Raw genomic sequence first — 21,118 nt, 5'->3', positions numbered from 1 at the left:
GCATGCCCGCCCTCATCTTCGACTGCGACGGCGTGCTCGCCGACACCGAACAGTACGGGCACCTGCCCGCGTTCAACCAGACTTTCGCCGACTTCGACGTTCCCGTGCAGTGGAGCGTCGAGGACTACGCCGAGAAGGTGAAGATCGGCGGCGGCAAGGAGCGCATGCGCAGCATCCTCACCCCTGAGCTCGCCGCGTCGCTCGGCCTGATGGACGACGCGGCCGTTGACGCCGCGATCCTCGCCTGGCACAAGCGCAAGACCGAAATCTACAAGGAGCTCGTCGAGAGCGGGGTCATGCCAGCCCGGCCGGGCATCGCGCGCATCGTGCAGGAGGCGCACGACGCCGGGTGGACGCTCGCCGTCGCCTCCACCTCCGCCGAACCCGCCGTGCGCGCCGTCCTGACCCACGCCGTCGGTGACGAGCTCGCCGCGCACTTCTCGGTCTTCGCCGGGGACGTGGTGCCCGTCAAGAAGCCCGCACCGGACATCTACTTGCTGGCCCTGCGCGAGCTGGGAGTGTCCGCAGCGGACGCGATTGTGATCGAGGACAGCGCCAACGGGATGCGGGCCGCCCTCGGGGCCGGCTTGACCACCGTGGTGACGGTCAGCGGCTTCACGCGAGAGGAGGACTTCACGGGCGCCGCCCTGGTGGTCAGCTCCCTCGGCGACTCCGACGGCGAGCAGGCCGAGACCCTCGCCGATCCGCACGGTGCCGGGCCGTCCGGCGTCGTCACCCTCCACGCCCTGCAGACCCTCCTGTCCGCAGCTCGCCCTGCTTCCCAGACCGAGACCCACGAAACGGAGACCCCATGAGCGCCACCGATCTCGCCGACGTCGAATTCGCCGTCCACTCCCTGGCGCAGACCGCCGTCGAGAAGGAGAAGGAGTTCGGTGACCTGGACGCCGTGGTGGGCGACGGCGATCTGGGCTACTCCCTGGCCCGCGGCTTCGAAAAGGTCCTCGCGGACTGGGACTCGTTCAAGCGCGACGACGTCGCCACCTTCCTGCAGCAGATAGCCCTGGCCATCTCCAGCAGGATCGGCGGCACCTCCGGCCCCCTCTGGGGGACCGCGTTCCTGCGCGCCTCCGCGGCAGCGAAGACGGCGGACACGATCGACGGGACCGCCGTCGTCGCCATGCTCCGCGGCGCCACCGACGGCATCAAGGCGCGCGGCAACGCTGACCTCGGTGACAAGACCCTCCTGGACGCCCTCATCCCGGCCACCGACGAACTCGAGCGCCAGCTTGCCGCCGGCGCCTCGCCCGAGGACTGCCGGACGGCCTTCGCCGCCAAGACCCGCGAGTGCGCCGAGGCCACGTCGACACTCGAGGCCAAGCGCGGCCGCGCGAGCTACAGCGGGGAGCGCAGCATCGGTTCCCCTGACGCCGGAGCGATGGCCGTGGCGGCCATCGTCGACCGGATCGTCGCCGACTGGCCCTGACACGTACCGACAGCCAACCACCCCGACAACGACGCGGAGCAGCCATGAAGAAGTTCGTCAACGATCCCCAGCAGTTCGTCCCGGAGATGCTCGAGGGCCTCGCGCTCGCGAACCCGGACACCCTGAAGTACGTGCCCGAATACAACCTGATCATGCGCGCCGACGGCCCCGACCAGAACAAGGTCTCGATCGTCCAGGGTTCGGGCTCCGGGCACGAACCGGCGCACGTGATGATCGTGGGCAAGGGCATGCTCGACGCCGCCTGCCCGGGCGACGTCTTCGCGGCCCCGCCGTTCGACTACGTGTACGAGACCACCAAGCTGCTGGCCTCCCCGAAGGGCGTGCTGCTGCTGGTCAACAACTACACCGGCGACAAGATGGTCTTCGAGATGGCGCAGGAGATGTCCTCCGCCGAGGGCATCGAGGTGAAGACGCTGTTCATCAACGACGACGTCTCCGTGGAGGACTCCACCTACACGATCGGCCGCCGCGGTGTGGCAGGGAACTTCTTCGTCATCAAGGCCGTGGCCGCAGCCGCCGAGCGGGGTGCCGACCTGGACGAGGTGATCCGGATCGGCGAGAAGGTCAATTCCGTGACCCGCTCCATGGGTGTCGCGCTGACCGCGTGCACACCACCCGCGAAGGGCAGCCCGCTGTTCGAGCTCGGCGAGGACGAGATCGAGATGGGTGTGGGCATCCACGGGGAGCCGGGACGCCGGCGGGCCAAGATGATGCCCGCCAACGAGATCGTCGAGGAGCTCCTCACCCCGGTGGTGAAGGACCTGCCGTTCAGCGACGGCGACCGCGTGGCCCTCATGGTCAACGGCCTCGGCGGCACCCCCATCAGCGAGCTGTACCTGCTGTACGGGCAGGCGCACAAGCGCCTCGCGGAGCAGGGCATCACCGTGGGCCGCAGCTATGTGGGGGAGTACTGCACCTCCCTGGACATGGCCGGCGCCTCGATCACCCTGGTCAAGCTCGACGACGAGATCGAGTCGCTGCTCGAGGATCCGGCGGAGATCCCGATCCGCGCATTCTAGAACTGTCAGCGCACGACGGCGGGCCGATCACCTCGGGTGGTCGGCCCGCCGTCGTCGTGGTGGCGGTGGTGATCCGGCGCCGTCGTGCTCGGAACCGCACCCGGCCCGCCGTCGTGCGCCCGGCGTTCCACCTACCCGAAGAGGTAGGTGGCCTCGTCGTACCGGTGCTGCGGCACGGTCTTGAGCTGCCCGACGGCGTCGGCCAGGTCCACGTGGACGATCTCGTCCCCGCGTGTTGCGACCATCCTGCCCCAGGCCCGGTCGTGGATGGCGTCGACCGCCGCGAGTCCCAGCCGGGTGGCCAGCACCCGGTCCGTGGCGCTCGGGGCGCCGCCGCGCTGGATGTGGCCGAGCGTCGTCGAACGGGTCTCGATGCCGGTGCGTTCCTCGACGACGGGCGCCAGCCGGTCGCCGATGCCGCCCAGCCGCGGCCGGTTGAAGCCGTCGAGTCCGCGATCGGCGTGCGGCGCGGTCATGTCCGCGGAGACGAAGCCCTCCGCCACCACCACGAGCGGCGTGCGGCCACGCCGGAACGGGCCCTCCACCCAGTCGCAGATCTGGTCGAGGGTGGCCGTCTGCTCCGGGATCAGGATGGCGTGGGCGCTGCTCGCCATCCCCGCGTAGAGCGCGATCCACCCGGCGTGCCGGCCCATGACCTCCGCGATCATGCAGCGGTGATGGGACTGCCCCGTGGTCTTGAGCCGGTCGATCGCCTCCGTGGCGATCTCGACGGCGGTGTGGAACCCGAAGGAAAAGTCGGTGGCGGAGAGATCGTTGTCCACGGTCTTGGGTACGCCGACGATGCGGATGCCCGCGTCGCTGAGGATCTTCGCCGCCGCCATGGTGCCCTCGCCGCCGATCACGATCAGCGCGTCCACCCCTTCCGTGCGCAGATTCGCGCGGACCCGCTCCACGCCGCCGCCCTCCCCGAGAGGGCTGACACGCGAGGTCCCGAGGATGGTCCCGCCGAGACCGGCGATACCCCGCACACTGATGCCGTCGAGGGTGATGGTGCTGCCCTCCACCAGACCCCGCCAGCCGTCCGTGAACCCCACGAACTCGTCGCCGTGGACGCGGATGCCCCGCAGCACGCAGGAGCGGATCACCGCGTTGAGCCCGGGACAGTCGCCGCCGCTGGTCAGGATCCCGATGCGAGCCATGAAGTACCTCTTCCGCCGTGCTGCAGAGAATCCGGGCGCGGAACGCGCCTCCCGGGTGTCCTTCCAGCCCACCACCGCCGCGGTGGCCGCGGTAGGAGGAGTTCCCCGCCCGTACGGTGCGGGAAAACCCGCACGCAGGAAGGGCCGGGGGTGCGATCATGGTGACGGAATACGCCAGGGCGACCGCCGGAGGACCGGCGGCCCGCGGTTCGTCGAGGAGGACGAGGATGACAGTGGTCGAGCCCGGATCAGACGCACTCCTCCGCGACCCCGATGACGGCGTGCAGCACGAGCTGGACACCGTGGCGGCCCTCGCCCGCGATCTGGCCGGACGCTTCGAACTGCAGCCGCTGCTCGGTCGGATCCTGGCCAACGCGGCATCGCTGCTGGGGTGCGAGTCGGGGTCCATCGCGCTCGTCAACGAGGCCTCCGACACCTACACGAAGAAGGTGGACATCGGCGTCGGCTGCCAGGAGGGGCAGACCTTTTCCCTCCGGGAAGGATTCACCGGGCAGATCGTCCGCAGCCGCTCCACCGTGATCCTCGACGCCTACAGCAGCATCGAACGCGGGCACATCCCGCCCACCGATCCGCGCTGGGACTGCGCCGTGATGGGCGTGCCGATCCAGTGGAGCGGACAGATCGTGGGCGCCTTCATCGTGTTCAGCCCCCACCCGGGCCGGGTCTTCAGCCCCGCGGAAGCACGACTCGCCGAGGTCTTCGCCAGCCATGCCGCGATCGCCCTGGTCAATTCCGAGCTGTACGCGAAGGCATCGGCCCGGGAACGGGAGGCCGCGATCGCCGCCGAACGCGAACGCGCCGTCCGCGACATCCACGAGACCGTGGGCAGGTCCCTCGCCGGGCTGCTGCTCACCCTCGACGAGGCCGAGGAAGCCGGACTGCAGGGCGGTGGGGCGCAGGACGTCATGCCGTACCTGAGCAACGCGCGGACCATCGCCCATGATGCCCTCACCGAGACCCGCCGCACGGTGCTGGGCATGAGCCCGGCGGCGCTCGCCGGCCGGACGCTGGAGGAGGCCGTCACCGTAGAGCTGGCCTGGGTGGAGTCGATGTCCGCCACCTCGACCCAGCTGACCGTGATCGGGGAGCCCCGCCCGCTCGCACCGGAGATCGAGCACCAGGCCTTCAAGATCGTCCAGGAGGCGCTGAACAACGTGGCCACCCATGCGCGCGCGACGGCGGTACGGGCCGGGCTGATCTACGAGCGGGGAGCCTTCGCCGTCGTCGTCGAGGACAACGGACGGGGCTTCGACCTCGCTGCCGCGCACGGCGACCATGCCACGTTGCCCACCGGCTGCATGGGCCTCCACGGCATGACCTCCCGGGCCGTGCACCTCGGCGGGGATCTGCACATCGACACGACGCCGGGCTGGGGGACGAGGGTGCGGGCCACGCTGCCGGATCGCGCGCCCCAGCCGGAGGCAGCTGCAGGGCCGCAGTGGAAGGTTCTGATCGTCGACGACAATCCGGTCATCAGCGCGGGCCTGGTCCGGCTGCTGAGCATCGCGGAGCCGGCGATCCAGGTGACCGCCGAGGTCGGTGCGGGGGACCAGCTGTGCGACGCGGTGGAGCTGCTGCGGCCCGACGTGATCATGCTGGAGCTGGATCTCATCCACCAGGACACCAGCGGCCTCCTCGACCGGGTCCGCGAGCTCGACCCCGGCGTCGCGATCGTGGTGCTGACGGACAATCCCACCGTGGAGCAGGTGCGCTCGGCCCGGCAGGCCGGCGTGCGCGGGTTCATCAACCGCCGGGCGAGCGGGGAGACGATCGCCCGGATCCTCGTGGCCGCCGGGCAGGGCCAGGCCCTGGTGGAGGGGAACATTTTCGATCACCTGCTCGGCGTCTCGTCCGATGACGCCGGGCCGGCGGCCGAGGCGTTCACCACCCGGGAGAAGGAGGTCCGCCACATGGTGATCCGGGGCATGGCGGACAAGCAGATCGCCCGGCAGCTCGGCATCTCGGTGAAGACCGTGGAGAAGCACGTGGGCTCGATCCTGCGCAAGACCGGGGCGCGAAACCGCACCATGCTCGCGGGGATGACGGGAGCCGAACCAGCGGCGGTGCATCCCTGGGGGTGAGGTGAGGCTACTACCGGGTCTGTTCCTCCAGCAGCTCCAGCACGTGCTGGTACTGGCTGCCGGTGGCCCGGGTCATGCCGAGCTCGCACGTGCGGTTGCACGATGCGTGGGCCGTGGCGCCGAGGGCGACCACCTCCGCGGCCTGCTTGCGGGTGGCCGAGGCGGTCAGCTCCGGGTGCAGCATGCCGCGATCCCCGGCGAAGGCGCAGCAGCCCCAGTTCTCCGGGACGTCCACCTGCGCCGCGACCGCCTCGGCGACCGCGGTCAGCGCCGGATTCAGGCCGAGCCGCGTCGACGAGCACGTCGGATGCAGCGCCAGGGATTCCAGCTTCGGGTGCTCGGGCAACCGGGGGAGGATCCGCTCGGCGACGAACGCCACGGCGTCGAGCACCCGCAGCGGGCGCCGGCCGGACACCACCGGCTCGCGCTCGATGGTGGACAGCAGACCCTCGGTGCACGAGGAGGCGTCGCAGATGATGGGCAGCTCTCCGTCGCGCGTCGCAGCGCGGAGAGCGGCGAGGGTCCTGGTGCTCATGCTCTCCTGACCGGCGCCCATGCCCTTCGAGGACCACGGCGTCCCGCAGCATAGGGCGTCGATACCCTCCGGGACCAGCAGGGTGATACCGGCACGCTCGCAGAGCTGCTCGAGGCTGTACTGGACCCCGTGTCCACGCCCGCCGTCGGCTCCAGCCGCTGAGGCCGCAGGCCCGAACATCGTCTGCACGCAGGCCGGGAAGTACACCGCGTCCGGCGCGTCGACCGGCGCTGGGCGTGCGCGGGCCGGGCCGCCGCCGGGCAGCTCGGCCGAGTGCAGCGGGACGGTGTCCGCCCCGAGCACGGACCGGGCCAGCCGGTTCGGTCCGCCGATCACCGGCGCGGCCACCGCGGGAGCCGCGGAGCGGGCCTTCGCCACCACGGTCAGGGCCATCCCGGCGCCCTTCGTCACGGGTCCCCAGTGATCGGCGGCGGTCCTCCAGACGGCGCTCTCCACCTTCCCCGCCTCGTCCCGGCGCAGCCGCTTGACCAGCGACCCCGTGTTGATCCCGACCGGGCAGGCGGTCTGGCACATCCCGTCCACCGCGCAGGTCTGCACGGACTCGTAGCCGTAGTCCCGCTCCAGACTCGCGACCAGGGCGGTGTCGCCGTCGAGCCTGGCCTGTTCGATGGCCCGGAGCGTCACGATCCGCTGCCGCGGCGTGAGGGTGAGGTCCTTGCTGGGGCAGACCGGTTCGCAGTAGCCGCAGGAGACGCAGCGATCCACCTCCTCGGCCACGGGGGGCGCGGTCTTGATGTGCCGCAGGTGCGCCTGCGGATCCTCGTCGAGGATCACGCCCGGATTGAGCAGGCCCTGCGGGTCGAAGAGCCGCTTGATCTGCCGCATCACCCCGTAGAGCTCGTCCCCGTACTGCCGGCGCACGTACGGCGCCATCACACGGCCGGTGCCGTGCTCGGCCTTGAGCGAGCCGCCCTCGCCGAGCACCAGGTCCACCATGTCCTCCGTGAACGCGCTGTAGCGGTCCAGCTGCTCGGTGCTCGCGAAGCCGTCCGTGAGCATGAAGTGGATGTTGCCGTCCTTGGCGTGGCCGAAGATCACGCTGTCCTCGTAGCGGTACTTGGCGAACAGGCCGGTCAGTGCCTCGCACGTGGCGCCCAGCCGGGGGACCGGGACCACGATGTCCTCGAGCAGGGCCGTGGTGCCCTGCGGGCGGGCCCCGGCCACCGTGGCGTAGAGGCCCTTGCGCAGGTGCCACAGCTGGGCGCGGCGCGCGGGATCGGTACTGAATGCGGCGGGGGAGCTGAGCCCCAGCGACGGCAGGAGACTGTCGCCGTCGTCGCGCAGCTCCGCGAGCCGCTCCGGGGTCCCGGCCGAGTACTCCACGAGCAGGGCCGCGTGGTCCTGCACCTGCAGGTCCCGTACGACGGCGGGCGAATCGGCCAGCGAGCGGCCCACCTTCAGGGACAGGGCGTCCATGAGTTCGAGGGTGGCTGCCCCGGCCGCAACGAGCGTCGGCAGAGCAGCGTTCGCCGCGTACAGATCGGGGAAGATCAGCAGCCCGGTGCTCGCGTGCGTCAGGGCCGGGACGGTCCGGAAGACGGCGTCGGCGATGAAGCCGAGGGTGCCCTCGCTGCCCACGATCAGGTGCGCGAGGATGTCCACCGGGCGCTCGAAGTCCAGCAGCGAGTTCAGTCCGTATCCCATGGTGTTCTTCATCGAGAACTGCCGGCGGATCTCCGCCACGGACGCCGGATCGGAGCGGACCCGGTGCCCCAGGTCCGCGAGGCCCGCGTGCAGCTCCGGTTCGAGGGAGCGCAGGCGCGCATCGGCGTCGGCGGCGCCCGTGTCGATCACGGCGCCGCTGGGCAGCACCACGGTGACGGACTCGAGCGTGCGGTACGCGTTGTCGGTGGTGCCGCAGTTCATCCCGGAGGAGTTGTTCGCGATCACCCCACCGATGGTGCAGGCCACCTCGCTCGCCGGATCCGGCCCGAACTTCCGGCCGAACCGGGCCAGCCGGTTGTTGACGGCCCGCACGGTGACGCCGGGCTGTACGCGGACCCGCGCTCCGCCGTCGAGCACCTTGATCTCACGGAAGTTCTTCCGCACATCCACCAGGATGCCGTCGGTGACCGCCTGTCCGCTGAGGCTCGTCCCGCCGGACCGGAAGGTCAGCGGCACCCCCTGTGCTGCGCTCGCCTGCAGCAGCTGGCCCACCTCGGCAGGGGAGGACGGCACCGCCACGGCCTGCGGGACGAGCAGGAAGTGGGAGGCGTCGTGGGCGTTGGCATGCAGGTCGATGGCGCGGGTGGAGACCTGCGCCGGATCGGCGACGGCGGCGCGGAGCGCTGAGAGCATGGGCGGGACTCCTTCGGTTTCCACCCAGAGTAGGGCGCCGCCCGCTGTTGCGCGTCGGGAGTTCTCACCCCGCGATAACCCGGCTTGGATCGGCGTAGCGGGCGCGGCAGACTGCAGAACAAGCACTACGCATCCGCGGGAGTGCACCCGAGCCGGAAGGCATCACCGCATGATCTTCATCGTCGTCAAATTCAAGGTCAAGCCCGACTGGGCGGACCGCTGGCTGGACCTGACCCGTGACTTCACCGAGGCCACGCGGCAGGAGCCGGGCAATCTCTGGTTCGACTGGTCCCGCAGCGTCGAGGATCCCGACGAGTTCGTGCTCGTCGAGGCGTTCCAGGACGACGCCGCCGCGGACCATGTGAACAGCGCCCACTTCGGCCAGGCCATGCAGGACATGCCGCAGGCCCTCCGCGAGACCCCGGAGATCATCAGCGAGAAGATCGCCGCCGAGGGCTGGGGCCGGATGGGCGAGCTCACCGTCACCTGACGGACACCCGACGGCGGGAGGGGACGGAAGTCGATTCGTCCCCTCCTCATCCCGTGATGAGTGCCAAGATGGGTGCATGGGACGCAATGATGCCTTCACCGGCATGGCCTCGGTGCAGAAGGCCTTCGCCCTGCTCGACGTCGTCGCCTCGGACCAGCGCGGCCTCACCGCCAAGGAGATCGCGGCGACGCTCGACATACCCGTACCCACGGTCTACCGGCTGCTGAAGACCCTGGTGGAATCCGACCATCTGGTCCACCTCAAGGACGACAGCCGCTACGCGCTCGGCTACAAGGTCCACGCCCTGGACACGTCGCTGCGCCGCCAGGTCAACACACCGTCGGCGGTGATGCGACTGATCATGGAGTTGCACTCCCGCGGCGAGGCGGCCGCCTACTACGCGGTGCACCGCGGCGACCACATCGTCGTCGCCCATGTGGTGGATTCCCCGGCCCACCGGCGGATCACCCCGATGGGCTTCGGGTTCAACGACGCCGCGCATGCCACGGCCTTCGGGAAGATCCTGCTCGCCGGTATGGACCCGGCCCGGCGCCGCGCCTACCTGGCCCGACACGGCATGCCGGCCATGACCGACCATACGCTGGGCACCATGGAGGCGCTGGACGAGGAGCTCGAGCGCGTCCGGGAGGACGGCATCGCCAAGGAGCGTGAGGAGTTCATCCTCGGCGCGTCCTGCCTGGGCGCACCCGTCATGAATGCGGCCGGGCAGATCCTCGGGTCCGTCGCTGTGTCGATGGACGCCGCCGACTTCGACCGCCGTGCCGGAGCGGTGGCCACGGTGCTCCGCGACACCGCGGACCGCGTGAGCCGGGCACTGCGCGCGACGTCGGTGCTGCCGCGCCGGTGACCCGCACCGCTTGCGGCGCGGGCACGTCCCGACTCGCCCCGACACGACCGGCCGACGGCGACAGGTACCGTCCAGGATCAGCACTGAACGGGCGCTGTCCGGCGCGGGCCTCCCGACCGGCACGGGACGGGGAGCGGAACCCACGGCTCCGCTCCCCGTCCGGTGGACCCGGTCCTTCCTAGATCGCCGAGGCCGCCATCTGCTGCGCGATGTGATCGGCCTGCCGGATGGCCAGCGCCACGATGGTCAGGGTGGGATTCGCCGCGGCGCCGGTGGTGAACTGGGAGCCGTCCGAGACGTACAGGTTCGGCACGTCGTGCGTCTGGCCGAACCCGTTGACCACGCCGTCCTCGGCCCGTTCGCTCATCCGTGCGGTACCCATGTTGTGCGTGGACGGGTACGGGGGAGTGTGGTGCGAGGAGCGCGCCCCCACGGCGTCGTACAGCAGGGAGCCCTGCTGGTAGCCGTGGTTGCGCATCGCGACGTCGTTCGCGTGGTCGTCGAAGTGCACGTTCGGCACCGGCAGCCCCAGTGGGTCCTTGACCGAGGTGTTGAGCGTGATCCTGTTGGTCTCCTGCGGCATGTCCTCGCCCACGATCCACATGCCCGCCGTGTTCTGGTACTCGTCCAGCAGCGAGGCGAAGCCCGGCCCCCAGGCCCCGGGATCGGCGAAACTCGCCAGGAACGCCGGGCCCAGCGCGATGGTCTCCAAGTAGTAGCCGCCGGCGAAGCCGCGGGTGGGATCGTGCCGCGACTCGTCGGCGATGAGTCCCGCCATCGTCTCCCCGCGGTACATGTGCACGGGCTGGTCGAACGTGCCGTACACGGACCCGGTGGTGTGGCGCATGTAGTTGCGGCCCAGCTGGCCGGAGGAGTTGGCGAGCCCGTCCGGGAACAGCGAGGAGCTGGAGAGCAGCAGGAGCCGCGGCGTCTCGATCGCGTTCCCGGCCACGGCGACCACCCGGGCCTTCTGCTCCTGCACCCGGCCCTCGGCGTCGATGTACATGACGCCGTCGGCCTTGCCCGCGGAGGTGTGCGTGATCTGGACGGCGTGACTGTTGGGGCGCAGATCCAGCTTGCCCGTGCGGAGCGCCTTCGGGATCTCCGAGACCATGGTGGACCACTTGGACTTGTTCTTGTCGCCCTGGAAGTTGAAGCCGTCCTGGATGGATGCGGGCCTGCCGTCGTACGGTTCGGCGTTGGTGCCGTAGGGGCCCGTGGCGTAGTGCCGATAACCGAGCTTGTCCGCGCCTGCCGCCAGGACCTTGTAGTTGTTGTTCGCGGGCAGGGCCGGGCGACCGTGACGGTGTGTGCTGCCGATCTTCTGTTCGGCCCTGTCGTAGTACGGTTCCAGGTCCGCCAGCGTGATGGGCCAGTCCAGCAGATTGGCGCCGTCGATCTCCCCGTAGGTGCTCAGGGCCTTGAACTCGTGCGCCTTGAACCGGGGGGTGGCTCCGGACCAGTGCGTGGTGGTGCCGCCCACGGCCTTGACGATCCACGCCGGCAGATTCGGGAAGTCCTTGGCGATCCGCCAGGAGCCGGACGTGGTACGCGGGTCCAGCCAGGCCATCTGGTGGAACGCCTGCCACTCGTTGTTCTCGTAGTCCTCGTTGCGCAGGTAGCCACCGGCTTCCAGGACCACCACCTTCACGCCCTTCTCGGTCAGCTCGTGCGCGAGGGTGCCACCACCGGCTCCGGAGCCGATGATGACGACGACGGAATCGTCGTCGTGGGCGAAGCTGGCGGACTCTTCTACTGCTGATTCGTGGGTCATGCTGAAGTGGCTCCTTCGACGATGTCGGACCCCTTGAAGAGGTCATCGAACGGGTGGTCGGTGCTTGCGATGGTGTCGCGGTCGGCGTCGGCGGGCGCGTCCTTCACGGGCGCCGCGGCGGTGACGATCTCGTAGTCCAGGGGGCCGATCTCGGTCAGGGTCTCCTCGGACTCCTCGATGCGGGGATCGGGGAGCCAGTCCAAATCGTCGAAGCCGCGATGCAGATAACCCCCCTTGGAGAAGGACTCGCCCTCGTAGCCGAGGATGTCCCAGACCTCGGGGTCGTCGTAGAAGTTCAGCACCGTGGCCCGGCGGATGGAGCTGAAGAACTCCAGGTCGCCGAGGGCCTGGAGGGCGCTGAGCGCCTGATCGTCGGGCAGGTCCACGAAGGGCGTCCCGTCCGGTGCGTCGAGGGTGAGCAGTCCCTGGGTCAGCGCCATCCGCGACCAGGTGGGTTCCTCCGATTCGGCGATGATCCTGTCTGCCATCCGTTCGTAGGGGCCGTCCGGTACCTGCGGGTGCGGGAAGGCCACCCGGATGACCCGGATGAGGGTACGCCGGGCTTCATCGGTGAGCTGCAGCGCGTCAGGAGCGGGGGTGTGTGCGGGGTCCGCCATGATGTTCTCCCTGTGGTGGTGTTCTGTCGGTTCTGTCGGTCGGGGGGTCTCAGGTGGTGCGGTGCGGCACCAGGATGCCGCGGCCCAGGAGCGTGCCGTTGTCGAGATCGTGCATCGCCTGGACCGCGTCCTCGAGGTCGTAGACCTGGGTGTGGAGCGTGACCTTGCCCTGGGACGTGAGCGTCATCAGCTCCACCAGGTCGGTGTAGGTGCCCACGAGATTCCCGACGACGGAGATCTCGCGCGAGATGATCTCGATGGTGTCCACGTTCACGGCACCGCCGTAGCCGATGCTGAAGTAGCTTCCTCGGTTCCGCAGCGCCGTGATGCCGAGGGACTCGGTGCCGTGCTCGCCGACGAAGTCGAGGACCACCTGCGCCCCGCCGCCGGTGATGTCCAGGAGCTTCCCGGCGTCGGAGGAGTTCACCGTGTGGTCCGCGCCGAGCGACGTGGCCAGCTCCAGGGCGGCGTCGGAGTGGTCCACCACCGTGATCTCCGCGGCGGTGAGGGCCTTGAGGGACTGCACGCCGATGTGCCCGAGGCCACCGCTGCCGATGACGACGGCGTGGCTGCCCGGGGGCAGCAGCGGAACCGCCTTGCGAACAGCGTGGTAGGCGGTGAGGCCGGCGTCGGCCAGGGCGGCGATGTCCGCGGGGTGCAGGCCCGGATCCAGCTTCACCACCGAGCGGGCGTTGGTGCGCATGAACTCGCTCATGCCGCCGTCCACGTTGAGCCCGGGGAAGGTGGAGTTCTCGCAGTGCGAGTCCTGACCCGCACGGCACGGCAGGCACAGGCCGCAGGTGACGAGCGGGTGCATGATCACGGTGTCGCCCGGAGCCACGTTCGAGACGGCGGAGCCGACCTCCCGGACCCAGCCGGCGTTCTCGTGGCCGAGGATGTACGGCAGGCTGGGGTGCTGGATGGGATCCCACTGGCCCTCGATCACGTGCAGGTCCGTCCGGCACAGGCCTGCGGCACCGATCTCCACGATCACGTCCCACGGCCCGGTAATGACGGGCTCGTCGACGTCGTCGATCAGTGGATCCTCGCGGTACTGGTGCACCCGGACGGCCTTCATGACACTCCCTGCGTAGGCGGTGATGAATACGAGTGTGAGGCCGGTCACGCGGCAGGAGAAGCGGGGTTATCGCGGGGTGAGAATGGATCGTCCGGATCGTCCGGATCGTCCGGATCGTCCGGATCGTCCGGATCGTTCGGGCGGCGCGCTTGCCGGAATGCTCGGAGGGATCGGCAAGACTTCGTCCATGGACCATGACCCCGCTCCGCCGTCGATGATCACCCGACTCCTTGAGGAGATCTCGTGGGAGAAAGCCGTGAACTACCGCCGTGGTGGCCGAGGAATGGAGAACGTCCTCACGGCTGAGGTGCTCATCGGTCTGGACCTGCTGCCGAGGACGCATTTCCTCGCGGCGGTCGTGGATTCCTGCTCAGGTGCCGACGAGGTCCGGGAGATACTGGCGGACGAGGCCGAGTCCGCGCGGCTGTCGCTGCTTCCCGGGGACATGTCGGTGAATCCCGCCGTGGTGGCACAGAAGTTCATCGTGCAGCCGGACGCGCTGATCCTTAGCCCGAGGGTCTTCGCCTTCGTCGAGGCGAAGCGCATCAGGACCAGCGCCTTCCAGCCGGAGCAGCTTGCCCGTGAGTACGTGACCGTCATGAACAACGCGGGGGACCGCACTCCACTGTTGTTCCTCCTCGGCGTCGAGCCTCCCGTCTCCGTCAGGGGACTCGGCACGATGTCGCTGAAGGACGCCGTCAGGCTGCACCTGCCCGCCGTCCTCGAGCGGGCGGGAAACACGGGGCCGACTGAGGAAGAGTTGATGGACCGGCTCGACGACGTCGTCTGCTGGATCTCCTGGGAGGACCTGCTCGCATCGGTGAGTACGCAGCGGGCCGCCTTCTCCTGCGGAAATATCAGCACCGATGCCGCCGTACATCGAACCGCGAACCAGGTGATCAGCGCAGTGTCCTGGCACGCTTGAGGCTGTGGCCAATGGCTACTGTCCGGCCCCCGGCGATTCGACAGTGAGACCGGCTTGGATAGCGGCTACGCCCATTTCTGCGTCGTAGGTCACCAGGATGTCGGCTTCGAGGCGGATCGCCGTCGCGAGGTGAAGTGCATCGGCGCTCCTGAGCCGTCCTGGAAGTGCTGCAGCAACCAGGAAGTCTGATCGCGTGGCATCGGCTAGATCCACCCCTCTCAGAACCGCGTTCACCAAGGCGGGCGATATAGCCGCTCGTCTTTGTGATGCGCAGTGCAGTTCGGTGTGAAGGAGCATGGAGGCCACGATGTCGAGATTCGGCGTACCTGATAGGTACTCGGCCACGTGTTCGGACTCGTGCTCCTCGACCAGAAGCTTCAGGGCAGCGGACGTATCCAAATAGGCGATCATCGATCACCGCGAAGATCAGAAAGAATGTCGGCAGACGTGTCCTCGATCTCTACGCGCTGTAACAATCGGAAGTCGACTCTTCCTGCGGGCGCGGGGCGTATACCGCCTGAGCGGAGCAGTTGCTCGTAGGGAGTGCGGGACGGCGGGACGAGTGTTGCGGCAACCTCGCCGTTGTTGGTGACGCTGATCGTCTCGCCGTTCTTGACACGTTCGAGGATTTTGCTGCTCTGGTTTCGTAGCTCGCGATGCGGGATTATTGTCATAGGAGCCTCCGTAGCAAATGTAGCAAACCTAGCTGCCGACCGATAGGGCTCGATGGTCGAAGCGGTGCCGGCATGAAGGGGACGGGACCTCCACGCCGGCGCCCGTTCAGGGGCAATCCGGTCCGCCGATCAAGCTCTCGTTGGCAGGATCGCGGCCAGGATTGCATCAGAGCCCTGTGCGAATCACAGATCCGCGCGGAAGCCCTTCATCTCCTCGATCTCGGCCTGCTGGGTCTCCACGATCGTCTCGGCCATGGCAAGGGTGTCTGGGTACTCGCCGTTGTCGATCTCGGTGCGCGCCATGTCGATCGCGCCCTCGTGGTGGGCCGTCATGGACTCGAGGAATATGCGGGACGCTTCTGGACCATCGGCGGATTCGAGGTCGGCCATCTCGTCCTCGCTCATCATCCCGCCCATGCCATGGCCGTCCTCTCCGCCCATGGGGCTGTCCCACGTCTCGAGCCAGCTCTTCATGGTCTCGATCTCGGGGCTTTGAGCGGCCTTGATCCGAGAGGCGAGGTCCGCGATCTCGGGGCTGACGCCGTCCTTCCCGAGCATCAGCTCGCTCATCTCCACGGCCTGCTCGTGGTGTGGGAGCATCATCTGCGCGAACATGACGTCCGCGGCGTTGTGCTCGTCCGCTGCGGGGTCGGAGCGTGTACTCGCCGTCGCATCACCGGACGGCGACGCTCCGCCCGGCCCACTCGTGGCGGGGGCTGCAGCTGCCGAGCTGGAGGTGTCGGTGCTGCCGGTACCGGTGCCGGCGGTCGAGCCGTCGTCGGTCCCGCAGGCGGAGAGGGTGAGTACTGCCGCAAGGCTCAGGGCGGCAAGGGAAAGGGAATGCTTCATCATGGTCTGATCCTTCAGAACTCGAAAAGGGTGTGCTGTCAATCGCTTCCGCCCGATCGAGGGGCGGTATGTGCCGAGTGCAGGCCGTGAGGCGGGCGAGGGCACACGGGAGATCCGGCCCTACCGCCAGTGGCGGAACGGGCCGCGGATTCTACGTGCGGCTGATGCAGAGCTGAGTCAGTGATGGAGCCGGGACTGCGCGGGAGGTCCAGTGCATCAGGGGTGGTCCCCGCGGGGGCAGGGAGGATGCCAGGACGCGGCCGGTCGGTGTGAGGAGCCAGGCGATCCCCACGAGCACAAGGGCCAGGACGCACATGCCCAGCGTCATCTCGCCCGAACAGTCCGTACCGCATCCCACGAGCACGGTCTGGTCGCCGTGACCACCGGATGCCGTCAGCGCAGCAAGCGTGACGTCCACGGGGTGCGCAGGCGCTTCGTCGATCGAATCAGTCCCGGCGGCTGTGTTTCCGGCGACCGCATGCGCGGCCGTGGAGGTCGACGCCGAACCCGTGCCAGGATGAGCCGTGGCGCCATGGCCGCCCATCCACACATGCATGGCGAGGATGCCGATGATCACCGGGGTCAGGCCGATGAGCGAGAGCAGGGTCGGAAGGACGGAGGAGGGCGTGTGCGGCGTTGCGGGACGACGTCGTGCTGACCTGATGTCCATCACCGCCACCTCCCTCGCGCTACCGCCGTCGATCATGCCGACCCGCAACTGAATCTATACCCCCTAGGGGTATACGGCAATGCAGCCGCCCGGGCCCTGAGTCAGCTCTTAGCCGATTCCAGGCCCGGAACGTTGTTCCGTGCGGCAACGGTGATCTACTGGGACGTCACGCAGAAGCCTTCAGAGAGGAGCACCATCGTTGACTGACTCATCGAACACACCCTCGGTCACCGCAAGCCTCCGCCTCGTCCAGGACGAACTCGCCGGAACGGCGGACGGCCTGCAGGAGGACCAGCTCGCAGCTCTCGTCTCCGAGATCCAGCAGGCTCAGCGAGTCTTCGTCACCGGCGGCGGACGCAGCGGCCTCGCCCTGCGCATGCACGCCATGCGCCTCATGCACCTCGGCCTGACCGTCCACGTGGTGGGCGAGACGACGACGCCGGCCATCGGCTCGGGTGATCTCCTGATCGTCGCGTCCGGGTCCGGCACCACGGCCGCCGCAGTCGCAGCAGCGCAGACGTCGGTCTCCGAGGGCGCCCGCGTCGCGGTGCTGACCACCGACGGCGAGTCGACGCTCGCGAGTATTGCCCACGCCGTCGTCGTCATCCCCGCCGCGCAGAAGACGGACCACAGCGGCGCTGCTTCCCACCAGTACTCGGGGAGCCTCTTCGAGCAGGCGCTGCTGCTGGTGCTCGACGCCGTCTTCCACACGCTCTGGCAGTCCGACGGCACACCCGCCGAGGACCTCTGGCCCCGGCACGCGAACCTCGAGTAGAGCACGCGAACCTCCACCGGCGCTCCACCCTCCTCTTCCATCCCCAGCAAGCAAAGGACACCAATGAAACTGCAACTCGCCATGGACGTACTGACCCTCGAGGACGCCCTCGAACTCTCCGGGAAGGTGGCCGAGTACGTCGACATCATCGAACTCGGCACCCCGCTGGTGAAGAACGCCGGTCTTGCCGCGGTCACCGCGATCAAGGCGGCCCACCCCGACAAGATCGTCTTCGCGGACCTGAAGACCATGGACACCGGAGAGCTCGAGGCCGGTGCGGCCTTCGAGGCGGGCGCCGACCTCATGACGGTCCTCGGCGTGGCCGATGACTCCACGATCGCCGGCGCCATCAAGGCAGGGAAGGACTACGGCCGCGGCGTCGTGGTGGACCTCATCGGCGTCGACGACAAGGCCGCCCGGGCCAAGGAGGTCACCGACCTCGGTGCCGAGTTCGTCGAGTTCCACGCGGGCCTCGACGAGCAGGCCCAGGACGGCTACGACCTGGGCACCCTGCTGACCGCGGGCAAGAAGGCCGGCGTCCCGTTCTCCGTCGCCGGTGGTGTGGAGCTCGACACCATCAAAAACGTGCAGGCCTCGGGTGCCGACGTCGCCGTCATCGGCAGCGGCATCTACGGCACCGATGATCCCGCCGAGGCCGCCCGCGCACTGCGCGACGCCATCAGCTGATCCTCCCGACTCCCCAGAGGGAGTAGTGCGCAGGAAGGCCGGCTCCCTCGGGGAGCCGGCCTCTCTGTATGTCAGGGTGCTCGCTACCGCACGGAAGTCCTCAGCCCTTTCTCCCGGGCGACGACGCCGTCGATATCCACGAAACCATCGATCGCCTCGACTGCCGGTGGCTTCGTGGCGAAGCTCAGACCGACCATGACGACGACGTTCGCAATCAGCCCCAGGATGCCAGGGTTGATGTCGAACAGCGGCTCGGCCGCGAACTGGTAGTAGTAGTTCACCAGGGCGCCCACGAGCAGCCCGGCGATCACGCCGGGAGCCGTGGCCCGGCGCCAGTAGAGGGCGCTGTAGACGGCCGGGGCGAACTGCACGATCGACCCGTACGCGCCGAGCAGCAGGGCGATGAGTCCCTGCCCGCCGAATACCGCGATGAGGTAGGCGGCTCCACCGATGACGACGACGGCGGTCCGCATGGTCACGAGCGTCCGCTGCTCCGGCATGTCGGGCCTGATCTGGTGGACGACGCCGTTCGTGAACTCCATGGACGCGCTGTGCGTGATCGCGTCGGCCGACGACATGGCGGCTGCCAGCGCACCGGCACCCACGAGGCCGTAGAGCCACCCGGGCATCTGGAGCACATTGGTGATCAGGTGGGGGAGGATCTCGTCGGGGACGACGTCGCCCGACTGCACGGCGCCGATCGCTGCGAAGCCGGCGAGCAGCAGCGGGATCAGGAACAGGGCGAAGATCGGGTAGATCAGCACGGTGCGCTTGATGGTGACGGGCCGCGACGAGTACGACTTCGAGAACAGGTGCGGCCACATCAGGATGCCGACGAGGGACACCAGGATGGTGGTGGTGTAGGCCGTGGCCGACATCGTGGAGCCCTCGGAGCCGATCTCCAGGAACCCTGGCCGATCGCGGGCGATGCTGGAGAACATGGTGCCGGTGCTGCCGTGGAGCTGGACGACGACGACGATCCCGATGACCCAGGAGATCACCACCATCAGGATGGCCTGGAAGACGTCGGACCAGGCGGCGGCGCGCAATCCGCCGGTGGCCACGTAGACCACCACGATGCCGTAGGCGGCCAGGGCGCCGAGCCAGAACGGGACCTTCCCGTCGGTCATGATGTTGAAGATGTACGCCATGCCCTTCATCTGCGTCGCGAGGTACTGCACGAAGGCGAAGAGCGCGATGACGGCGATCAGCACGGGGATGGCCCGGTTGCGGAAGCGTGCGAAGAGGAAACCGGAGACGGTGTAGAGATCGAGGCGCTGGCCGATCTTCCGGATCTTCGGACCGATGATGTACCAGGGCAGGATGCCGAACGCCGTGTAGACGATGATGTAGTACGCCGGTGCGCCGCGGTCGAAGGCCCAGCCCGGTGCGCCGAGGAACGAGAACGCACTGAAGACCGCACCGCCCATGAGGCAGGCCGTGACGAGGATGCCGAGGGTACGGCCGGCGACGGCGAATTCACTGACGGATCCGCCGCGGCCCTTGCCCGCCCAGAGGCCGATGAGAAGTGCGACGGCCAGATAGGCCAGCATGATCATGAGTGCCCATTGCCAGTCCTGCATCAGTCCTCACCCTCCTGCTGCTTGTGCTCGGGGTCCAGGAAGTAGAGGACGATCACCGCGACGAACACGATGAGCACCCAGAGGATCACCCAGAAGAAGCTGAACGGGAAACCGAGAACGATCGGCATCTCGCGATTCGCGAAACCGTAGAGCGGGAAGATCAGCGGCAGGAACGCCGCCACGGACACGATCGTGAAGATCGTGGTGAACGTTCGCTTTTTCATCCTTCACCTGCTTTCTCTGTTGTGCTGGTGGTCAGTGCCCCATGGATCAGTTCGGTGGCCACGTCGGTGAGGGCGCGGAGACCGGAGACCATGTCGTCGTCGGTGGTGAACTCACGTTCGCAGTGGGAGACGCCGTCCACCGACGGGATGAACAGCATCACGGAGGGAACCATGCTGTTCATGGCCACGGAGTCATGTCCCGCCATGGTCTGGATGCGGCGGATCCCGAGTCCGAGCCTGGCCGCCACCTTCTCGGTGAGCTCCACGCCGTTCTCCGGGAAGTGTTGGACAGGGCGGACGTCGAAGTCCCTGACCGTGATCTGCAGGTGCTGTTCCTCGGCGAACGCCTCGATGTCACGCATGAGACTCGCCCGGGCAGCCGCCACGATGTCCGGGTCCCCCGAGCGCAGGTCCGCCACCAGGTGCACCCGGCGGGCGACGACGATGGGTGAGTTCGGCTCCACGTTGAACCGGCCGACGGAGGAGACCATGGCCTCCTCCTCGAACTCCTTCGTCACCTCGTGGACGAGCTGGACCACTCTCGCCGCCCCGAGCAGGGCATCATGGCGGTCCGCCATGGCGGTGGCGCCGGTGTGGGACTGCTCGCCGAGCACCTCGATGTCGAGCTTCTGCGTGTACCAGCTCGAATCGACCGCCCCGAGTGCCAGGGACTCGCGCTCGAGCCGGCGGCCCTGCTCGATGTGCACCTCGGCGTAGGCGACGGCCTCCGGGCGCTCATCCGTGCCGAGGAAACCGATCCCGCCCAGGGCGTCCCGGACGGAGACGCCGTCGAGATCCTGCACCGCCAGCATGTCCTCCTGGTCCATCAGCCCGGCGTAGACGGAGCTGCCCATGAGCGACGGCGGGAAGCGGGCACCCTCCTCGTTGAACCAGTTGACGACGGCGAGATTGTGCGTGGGGGGATCCGAGGCCGCGATCTGTTCGCTGATGGTCCGTGCGGCGTGCAGGGCTGCGACGACGCCGAAGGCGCCGTCGAAGCGCCCGGCCAGCGGCTGGCTGTCCAGGTGGGATCCGATGAGCACGAAGGGCGCTCCGGGTGTCCACTCCAGCAGCGCGAACATGTTGCCGATGCCGTCCACGCGGACGGGCCAGCCCTGCCGCGCTGCCCATTCGGCGAACCAGGTCCGGGTCCGGCCGTCCTCCGGCGTCGCGGCCTGGCGTTCCACGCCGTTCCCGCTCGTGGCGCCGATGGTCGCGACCTCGTGGAAGTCGGTCAGGAAGGCTTCAGCGGACACGGTGGGGCTCCTTCGGCTCAGGGATGTCGGCGGTCTGGTGGCAACAGG

21 protein-coding genes are annotated in these 21,118 nt (G+C 68.6%); 9 read left to right on the top strand and 12 right to left on the bottom strand.

Annotation, left to right across the window (positions count from 1 at the left end):
* Positions 1-2 precede the first annotated feature (2 nt).
* Genes Q0747_RS12825 through dhaK form a run of 3 tightly spaced genes read left to right on the top strand, consistent with a single transcriptional unit; the run spans position 3 to position 2,484 of the window.
* On the top strand, positions 3-815 hold the full coding sequence (locus tag Q0747_RS12825; protein WP_298255261.1) for an HAD-IA family hydrolase: 813 nt from the start codon (positions 3-5) through the stop codon (positions 813-815).
* Positions 812-1,444, top strand: coding sequence for a dihydroxyacetone kinase subunit DhaL (gene dhaL / locus Q0747_RS12820; protein ID WP_298255235.1), 633 nt, complete (start codon positions 812-814; stop codon positions 1,442-1,444). The genes Q0747_RS12825 and dhaL overlap by 4 nt, the downstream gene beginning before the upstream one ends.
* A gap of 44 nt (positions 1,445-1,488) precedes the next feature.
* Positions 1,489-2,484, top strand: coding sequence for a dihydroxyacetone kinase subunit DhaK (gene dhaK / locus Q0747_RS12815; protein ID WP_298255233.1), 996 nt, complete (start codon positions 1,489-1,491; stop codon positions 2,482-2,484).
* A 131-nt stretch (positions 2,485-2,615) separates the two neighbouring features.
* On the opposite strand, the gene Q0747_RS12810 is transcribed toward dhaK, so the two are convergent.
* The gene (locus Q0747_RS12810) at positions 2,616-3,644 is read right to left on the bottom strand and encodes an ATP-dependent 6-phosphofructokinase (protein ID WP_298255232.1); all 1,029 of its coding nucleotides are present in this window, start codon (positions 3,642-3,644) and stop codon (positions 2,616-2,618) included.
* A gap of 227 nt (positions 3,645-3,871) precedes the next feature.
* On the opposite strand from Q0747_RS12810, the gene Q0747_RS12805 reads away from it, so the two are divergent.
* Positions 3,872-5,746 (top strand): LuxR C-terminal-related transcriptional regulator, encoded by a 1,875-nt coding sequence (locus tag Q0747_RS12805; protein WP_298255230.1) that lies wholly within the window; start codon positions 3,872-3,874, stop codon positions 5,744-5,746.
* 10 nt (positions 5,747-5,756) lie between these two features.
* Here the strand turns inward: Q0747_RS12805 and Q0747_RS12800 are convergent, their stop codons facing one another.
* On the bottom strand, positions 5,757-8,600 hold the full coding sequence (locus Q0747_RS12800; protein WP_298255228.1) for an FAD-binding and (Fe-S)-binding domain-containing protein: 2,844 nt from the start codon (positions 8,598-8,600) through the stop codon (positions 5,757-5,759).
* A 169-nt stretch (positions 8,601-8,769) separates the two neighbouring features.
* Here Q0747_RS12800 and Q0747_RS12795 point away from each other — a divergent pair, with 169 nt between their 5' ends.
* Both Q0747_RS12795 and Q0747_RS12790 read left to right on the top strand, forming a co-directional pair.
* Positions 8,770-9,090, top strand: coding sequence for a putative quinol monooxygenase (locus tag Q0747_RS12795; protein ID WP_298255226.1), 321 nt, complete (start codon positions 8,770-8,772; stop codon positions 9,088-9,090).
* 76 nt (positions 9,091-9,166) lie between these two features.
* The gene (locus Q0747_RS12790; protein ID WP_298255224.1) at positions 9,167-9,958 is read left to right on the top strand and encodes an IclR family transcriptional regulator; all 792 of its coding nucleotides are present in this window, start codon (positions 9,167-9,169) and stop codon (positions 9,956-9,958) included.
* Positions 9,959-10,136: 178 nt separating this feature from the next.
* On the opposite strand, the gene Q0747_RS12785 is transcribed toward Q0747_RS12790, so the two are convergent.
* From Q0747_RS12785 to Q0747_RS12775, 3 genes are read right to left on the bottom strand one after another with little or no spacing between them, the layout of a single operon-like run.
* On the bottom strand, positions 10,137-11,732 hold the full coding sequence (locus tag Q0747_RS12785; protein WP_298255222.1) for a GMC family oxidoreductase: 1,596 nt from the start codon (positions 11,730-11,732) through the stop codon (positions 10,137-10,139).
* Positions 11,729-12,349 carry a hypothetical protein gene (locus Q0747_RS12780; RefSeq protein WP_298255220.1) on the bottom strand — a complete coding sequence of 207 codons (621 nt, stop codon included), beginning with the start codon at positions 12,347-12,349 and terminating at the stop codon, positions 11,729-11,731. Before Q0747_RS12780 ends, Q0747_RS12785 begins: the two co-directional genes overlap by 4 nt.
* A gap of 49 nt (positions 12,350-12,398) precedes the next feature.
* On the bottom strand, positions 12,399-13,475 hold the full coding sequence (locus tag Q0747_RS12775) for an NAD(P)-dependent alcohol dehydrogenase (RefSeq protein ID WP_367277721.1): 1,077 nt from the start codon (positions 13,473-13,475) through the stop codon (positions 12,399-12,401).
* 139 nt (positions 13,476-13,614) lie between these two features.
* On the opposite strand from Q0747_RS12775, the gene Q0747_RS12770 reads away from it, so the two are divergent.
* Complete coding sequence (locus Q0747_RS12770; protein WP_298255218.1) at positions 13,615-14,352, top strand: hypothetical protein; 738 nt, start codon at positions 13,615-13,617, stop codon at positions 14,350-14,352.
* Positions 14,353-14,367: 15 nt separating this feature from the next.
* On the opposite strand, the gene Q0747_RS12765 is transcribed toward Q0747_RS12770, so the two are convergent.
* The 4 genes from Q0747_RS12765 to Q0747_RS12750 form a co-directional block, all read right to left on the bottom strand.
* Positions 14,368-14,763: a type II toxin-antitoxin system VapC family toxin gene (locus Q0747_RS12765; RefSeq protein ID WP_298255216.1), complete on the bottom strand. Its 396-nt coding sequence runs from the start codon at positions 14,761-14,763 to the stop codon at positions 14,368-14,370.
* Entirely contained in the window at positions 14,760-15,026 is a 267-nt protein-coding gene (locus tag Q0747_RS12760) for a type II toxin-antitoxin system Phd/YefM family antitoxin (RefSeq protein ID WP_298255214.1), read from the bottom strand. Before Q0747_RS12760 ends, Q0747_RS12765 begins: the two co-directional genes overlap by 4 nt.
* A 183-nt stretch (positions 15,027-15,209) precedes the next feature.
* The gene (locus Q0747_RS12755; RefSeq protein ID WP_367277720.1) at positions 15,210-15,878 is read right to left on the bottom strand and encodes a DUF305 domain-containing protein; all 669 of its coding nucleotides are present in this window, start codon (positions 15,876-15,878) and stop codon (positions 15,210-15,212) included.
* 148 nt (positions 15,879-16,026) lie between these two features.
* Positions 16,027-16,545 (bottom strand): hypothetical protein, encoded by a 519-nt coding sequence (locus tag Q0747_RS12750; RefSeq protein WP_298255212.1) that lies wholly within the window; start codon positions 16,543-16,545, stop codon positions 16,027-16,029.
* A 199-nt stretch (positions 16,546-16,744) separates the two neighbouring features.
* Between Q0747_RS12750 and hxlB the strand changes: the two genes are divergently transcribed.
* Entirely contained in the window at positions 16,745-17,320 is a 576-nt protein-coding gene (gene hxlB, locus Q0747_RS12745) for a 6-phospho-3-hexuloisomerase (RefSeq protein ID WP_298255210.1), read from the top strand.
* A gap of 63 nt (positions 17,321-17,383) precedes the next feature.
* The gene (gene hxlA / locus Q0747_RS12740; RefSeq protein WP_298255208.1) at positions 17,384-18,007 is read left to right on the top strand and encodes a 3-hexulose-6-phosphate synthase; all 624 of its coding nucleotides are present in this window, start codon (positions 17,384-17,386) and stop codon (positions 18,005-18,007) included.
* An 83-nt stretch (positions 18,008-18,090) separates the two neighbouring features.
* On the opposite strand, the gene Q0747_RS12735 is transcribed toward hxlA, so the two are convergent.
* From Q0747_RS12735 to Q0747_RS12725, 3 genes are read right to left on the bottom strand one after another with little or no spacing between them, the layout of a single operon-like run.
* Complete coding sequence (locus Q0747_RS12735; protein ID WP_298255206.1) at positions 18,091-19,590, bottom strand: sodium:solute symporter; 1,500 nt, start codon at positions 19,588-19,590, stop codon at positions 18,091-18,093.
* Entirely contained in the window at positions 19,590-19,814 is a 225-nt protein-coding gene (locus Q0747_RS12730) for a DUF3311 domain-containing protein (RefSeq protein ID WP_298255204.1), read from the bottom strand. Before Q0747_RS12730 ends, Q0747_RS12735 begins: the two co-directional genes overlap by 1 nt.
* The gene (locus Q0747_RS12725) at positions 19,811-21,070 is read right to left on the bottom strand and encodes a M20 family metallo-hydrolase (RefSeq protein ID WP_298255203.1); all 1,260 of its coding nucleotides are present in this window, start codon (positions 21,068-21,070) and stop codon (positions 19,811-19,813) included. The genes Q0747_RS12730 and Q0747_RS12725 overlap by 4 nt, the downstream gene beginning before the upstream one ends.
* Positions 21,071-21,118 lie beyond the last annotated feature (48 nt).

Source organism: uncultured Arthrobacter sp. (assembly GCF_947493765.1).
Classification (GTDB): domain Bacteria; phylum Actinomycetota; class Actinomycetes; order Actinomycetales; family Micrococcaceae; genus Arthrobacter_D.
The sequence above is the reverse complement of the archived record's forward strand: the minus strand, read 5'-3'. Positions and strand labels throughout refer to the sequence as shown.

Bases quoted from the DNA above. Each gene is read 5' to 3' on its own strand.
- Q0747_RS12760 (WP_298255214.1), bottom strand. From the start codon at position 15,026: ATGACAATAATCCCGCATCGCGAGCTACGAAACCAGAGCAGCAAAATC.
- Q0747_RS12795 (WP_298255226.1), top strand. From the start codon at position 8,770: ATGATCTTCATCGTCGTCAAATTCAAGGTCAAGCCCGACTGGGCGGAC.
- Q0747_RS12735 (WP_298255206.1), bottom strand. From the start codon at position 19,590: ATGCAGGACTGGCAATGGGCACTCATGATCATGCTGGCCTATCTGGCC.
- Q0747_RS12780 (WP_298255220.1), bottom strand. From the start codon at position 12,349: ATGGCGGACCCCGCACACACCCCCGCTCCTGACGCGCTGCAGCTCACC.
- Q0747_RS12750 (WP_298255212.1), bottom strand. From the start codon at position 16,545: ATGGACATCAGGTCAGCACGACGTCGTCCCGCAACGCCGCACACGCCC.
- hxlA (WP_298255208.1), top strand. From the start codon at position 17,384: ATGAAACTGCAACTCGCCATGGACGTACTGACCCTCGAGGACGCCCTC.
- Q0747_RS12805 (WP_298255230.1), top strand. From the start codon at position 3,872: ATGACAGTGGTCGAGCCCGGATCAGACGCACTCCTCCGCGACCCCGAT.
- Q0747_RS12730 (WP_298255204.1), bottom strand. From the start codon at position 19,814: ATGAAAAAGCGAACGTTCACCACGATCTTCACGATCGTGTCCGTGGCG.
- Q0747_RS12755 (WP_367277720.1), bottom strand. From the start codon at position 15,878: ATGATGAAGCATTCCCTTTCCCTTGCCGCCCTGAGCCTTGCGGCAGTA.
- Q0747_RS12785 (WP_298255222.1), bottom strand. From the start codon at position 11,732: ATGACCCACGAATCAGCAGTAGAAGAGTCCGCCAGCTTCGCCCACGAC.
- Q0747_RS12790 (WP_298255224.1), top strand. From the start codon at position 9,167: ATGGGACGCAATGATGCCTTCACCGGCATGGCCTCGGTGCAGAAGGCC.
- dhaK (WP_298255233.1), top strand. From the start codon at position 1,489: ATGAAGAAGTTCGTCAACGATCCCCAGCAGTTCGTCCCGGAGATGCTC.
- Q0747_RS12770 (WP_298255218.1), top strand. From the start codon at position 13,615: ATGGACCATGACCCCGCTCCGCCGTCGATGATCACCCGACTCCTTGAG.
- Q0747_RS12765 (WP_298255216.1), bottom strand. From the start codon at position 14,763: ATGATCGCCTATTTGGATACGTCCGCTGCCCTGAAGCTTCTGGTCGAG.
- dhaL (WP_298255235.1), top strand. From the start codon at position 812: ATGAGCGCCACCGATCTCGCCGACGTCGAATTCGCCGTCCACTCCCTG.
- Q0747_RS12810 (WP_298255232.1), bottom strand. From the start codon at position 3,644: ATGGCTCGCATCGGGATCCTGACCAGCGGCGGCGACTGTCCCGGGCTC.
- Q0747_RS12825 (WP_298255261.1), top strand. From the start codon at position 3: ATGCCCGCCCTCATCTTCGACTGCGACGGCGTGCTCGCCGACACCGAA.
- Q0747_RS12800 (WP_298255228.1), bottom strand. From the start codon at position 8,600: ATGCTCTCAGCGCTCCGCGCCGCCGTCGCCGATCCGGCGCAGGTCTCC.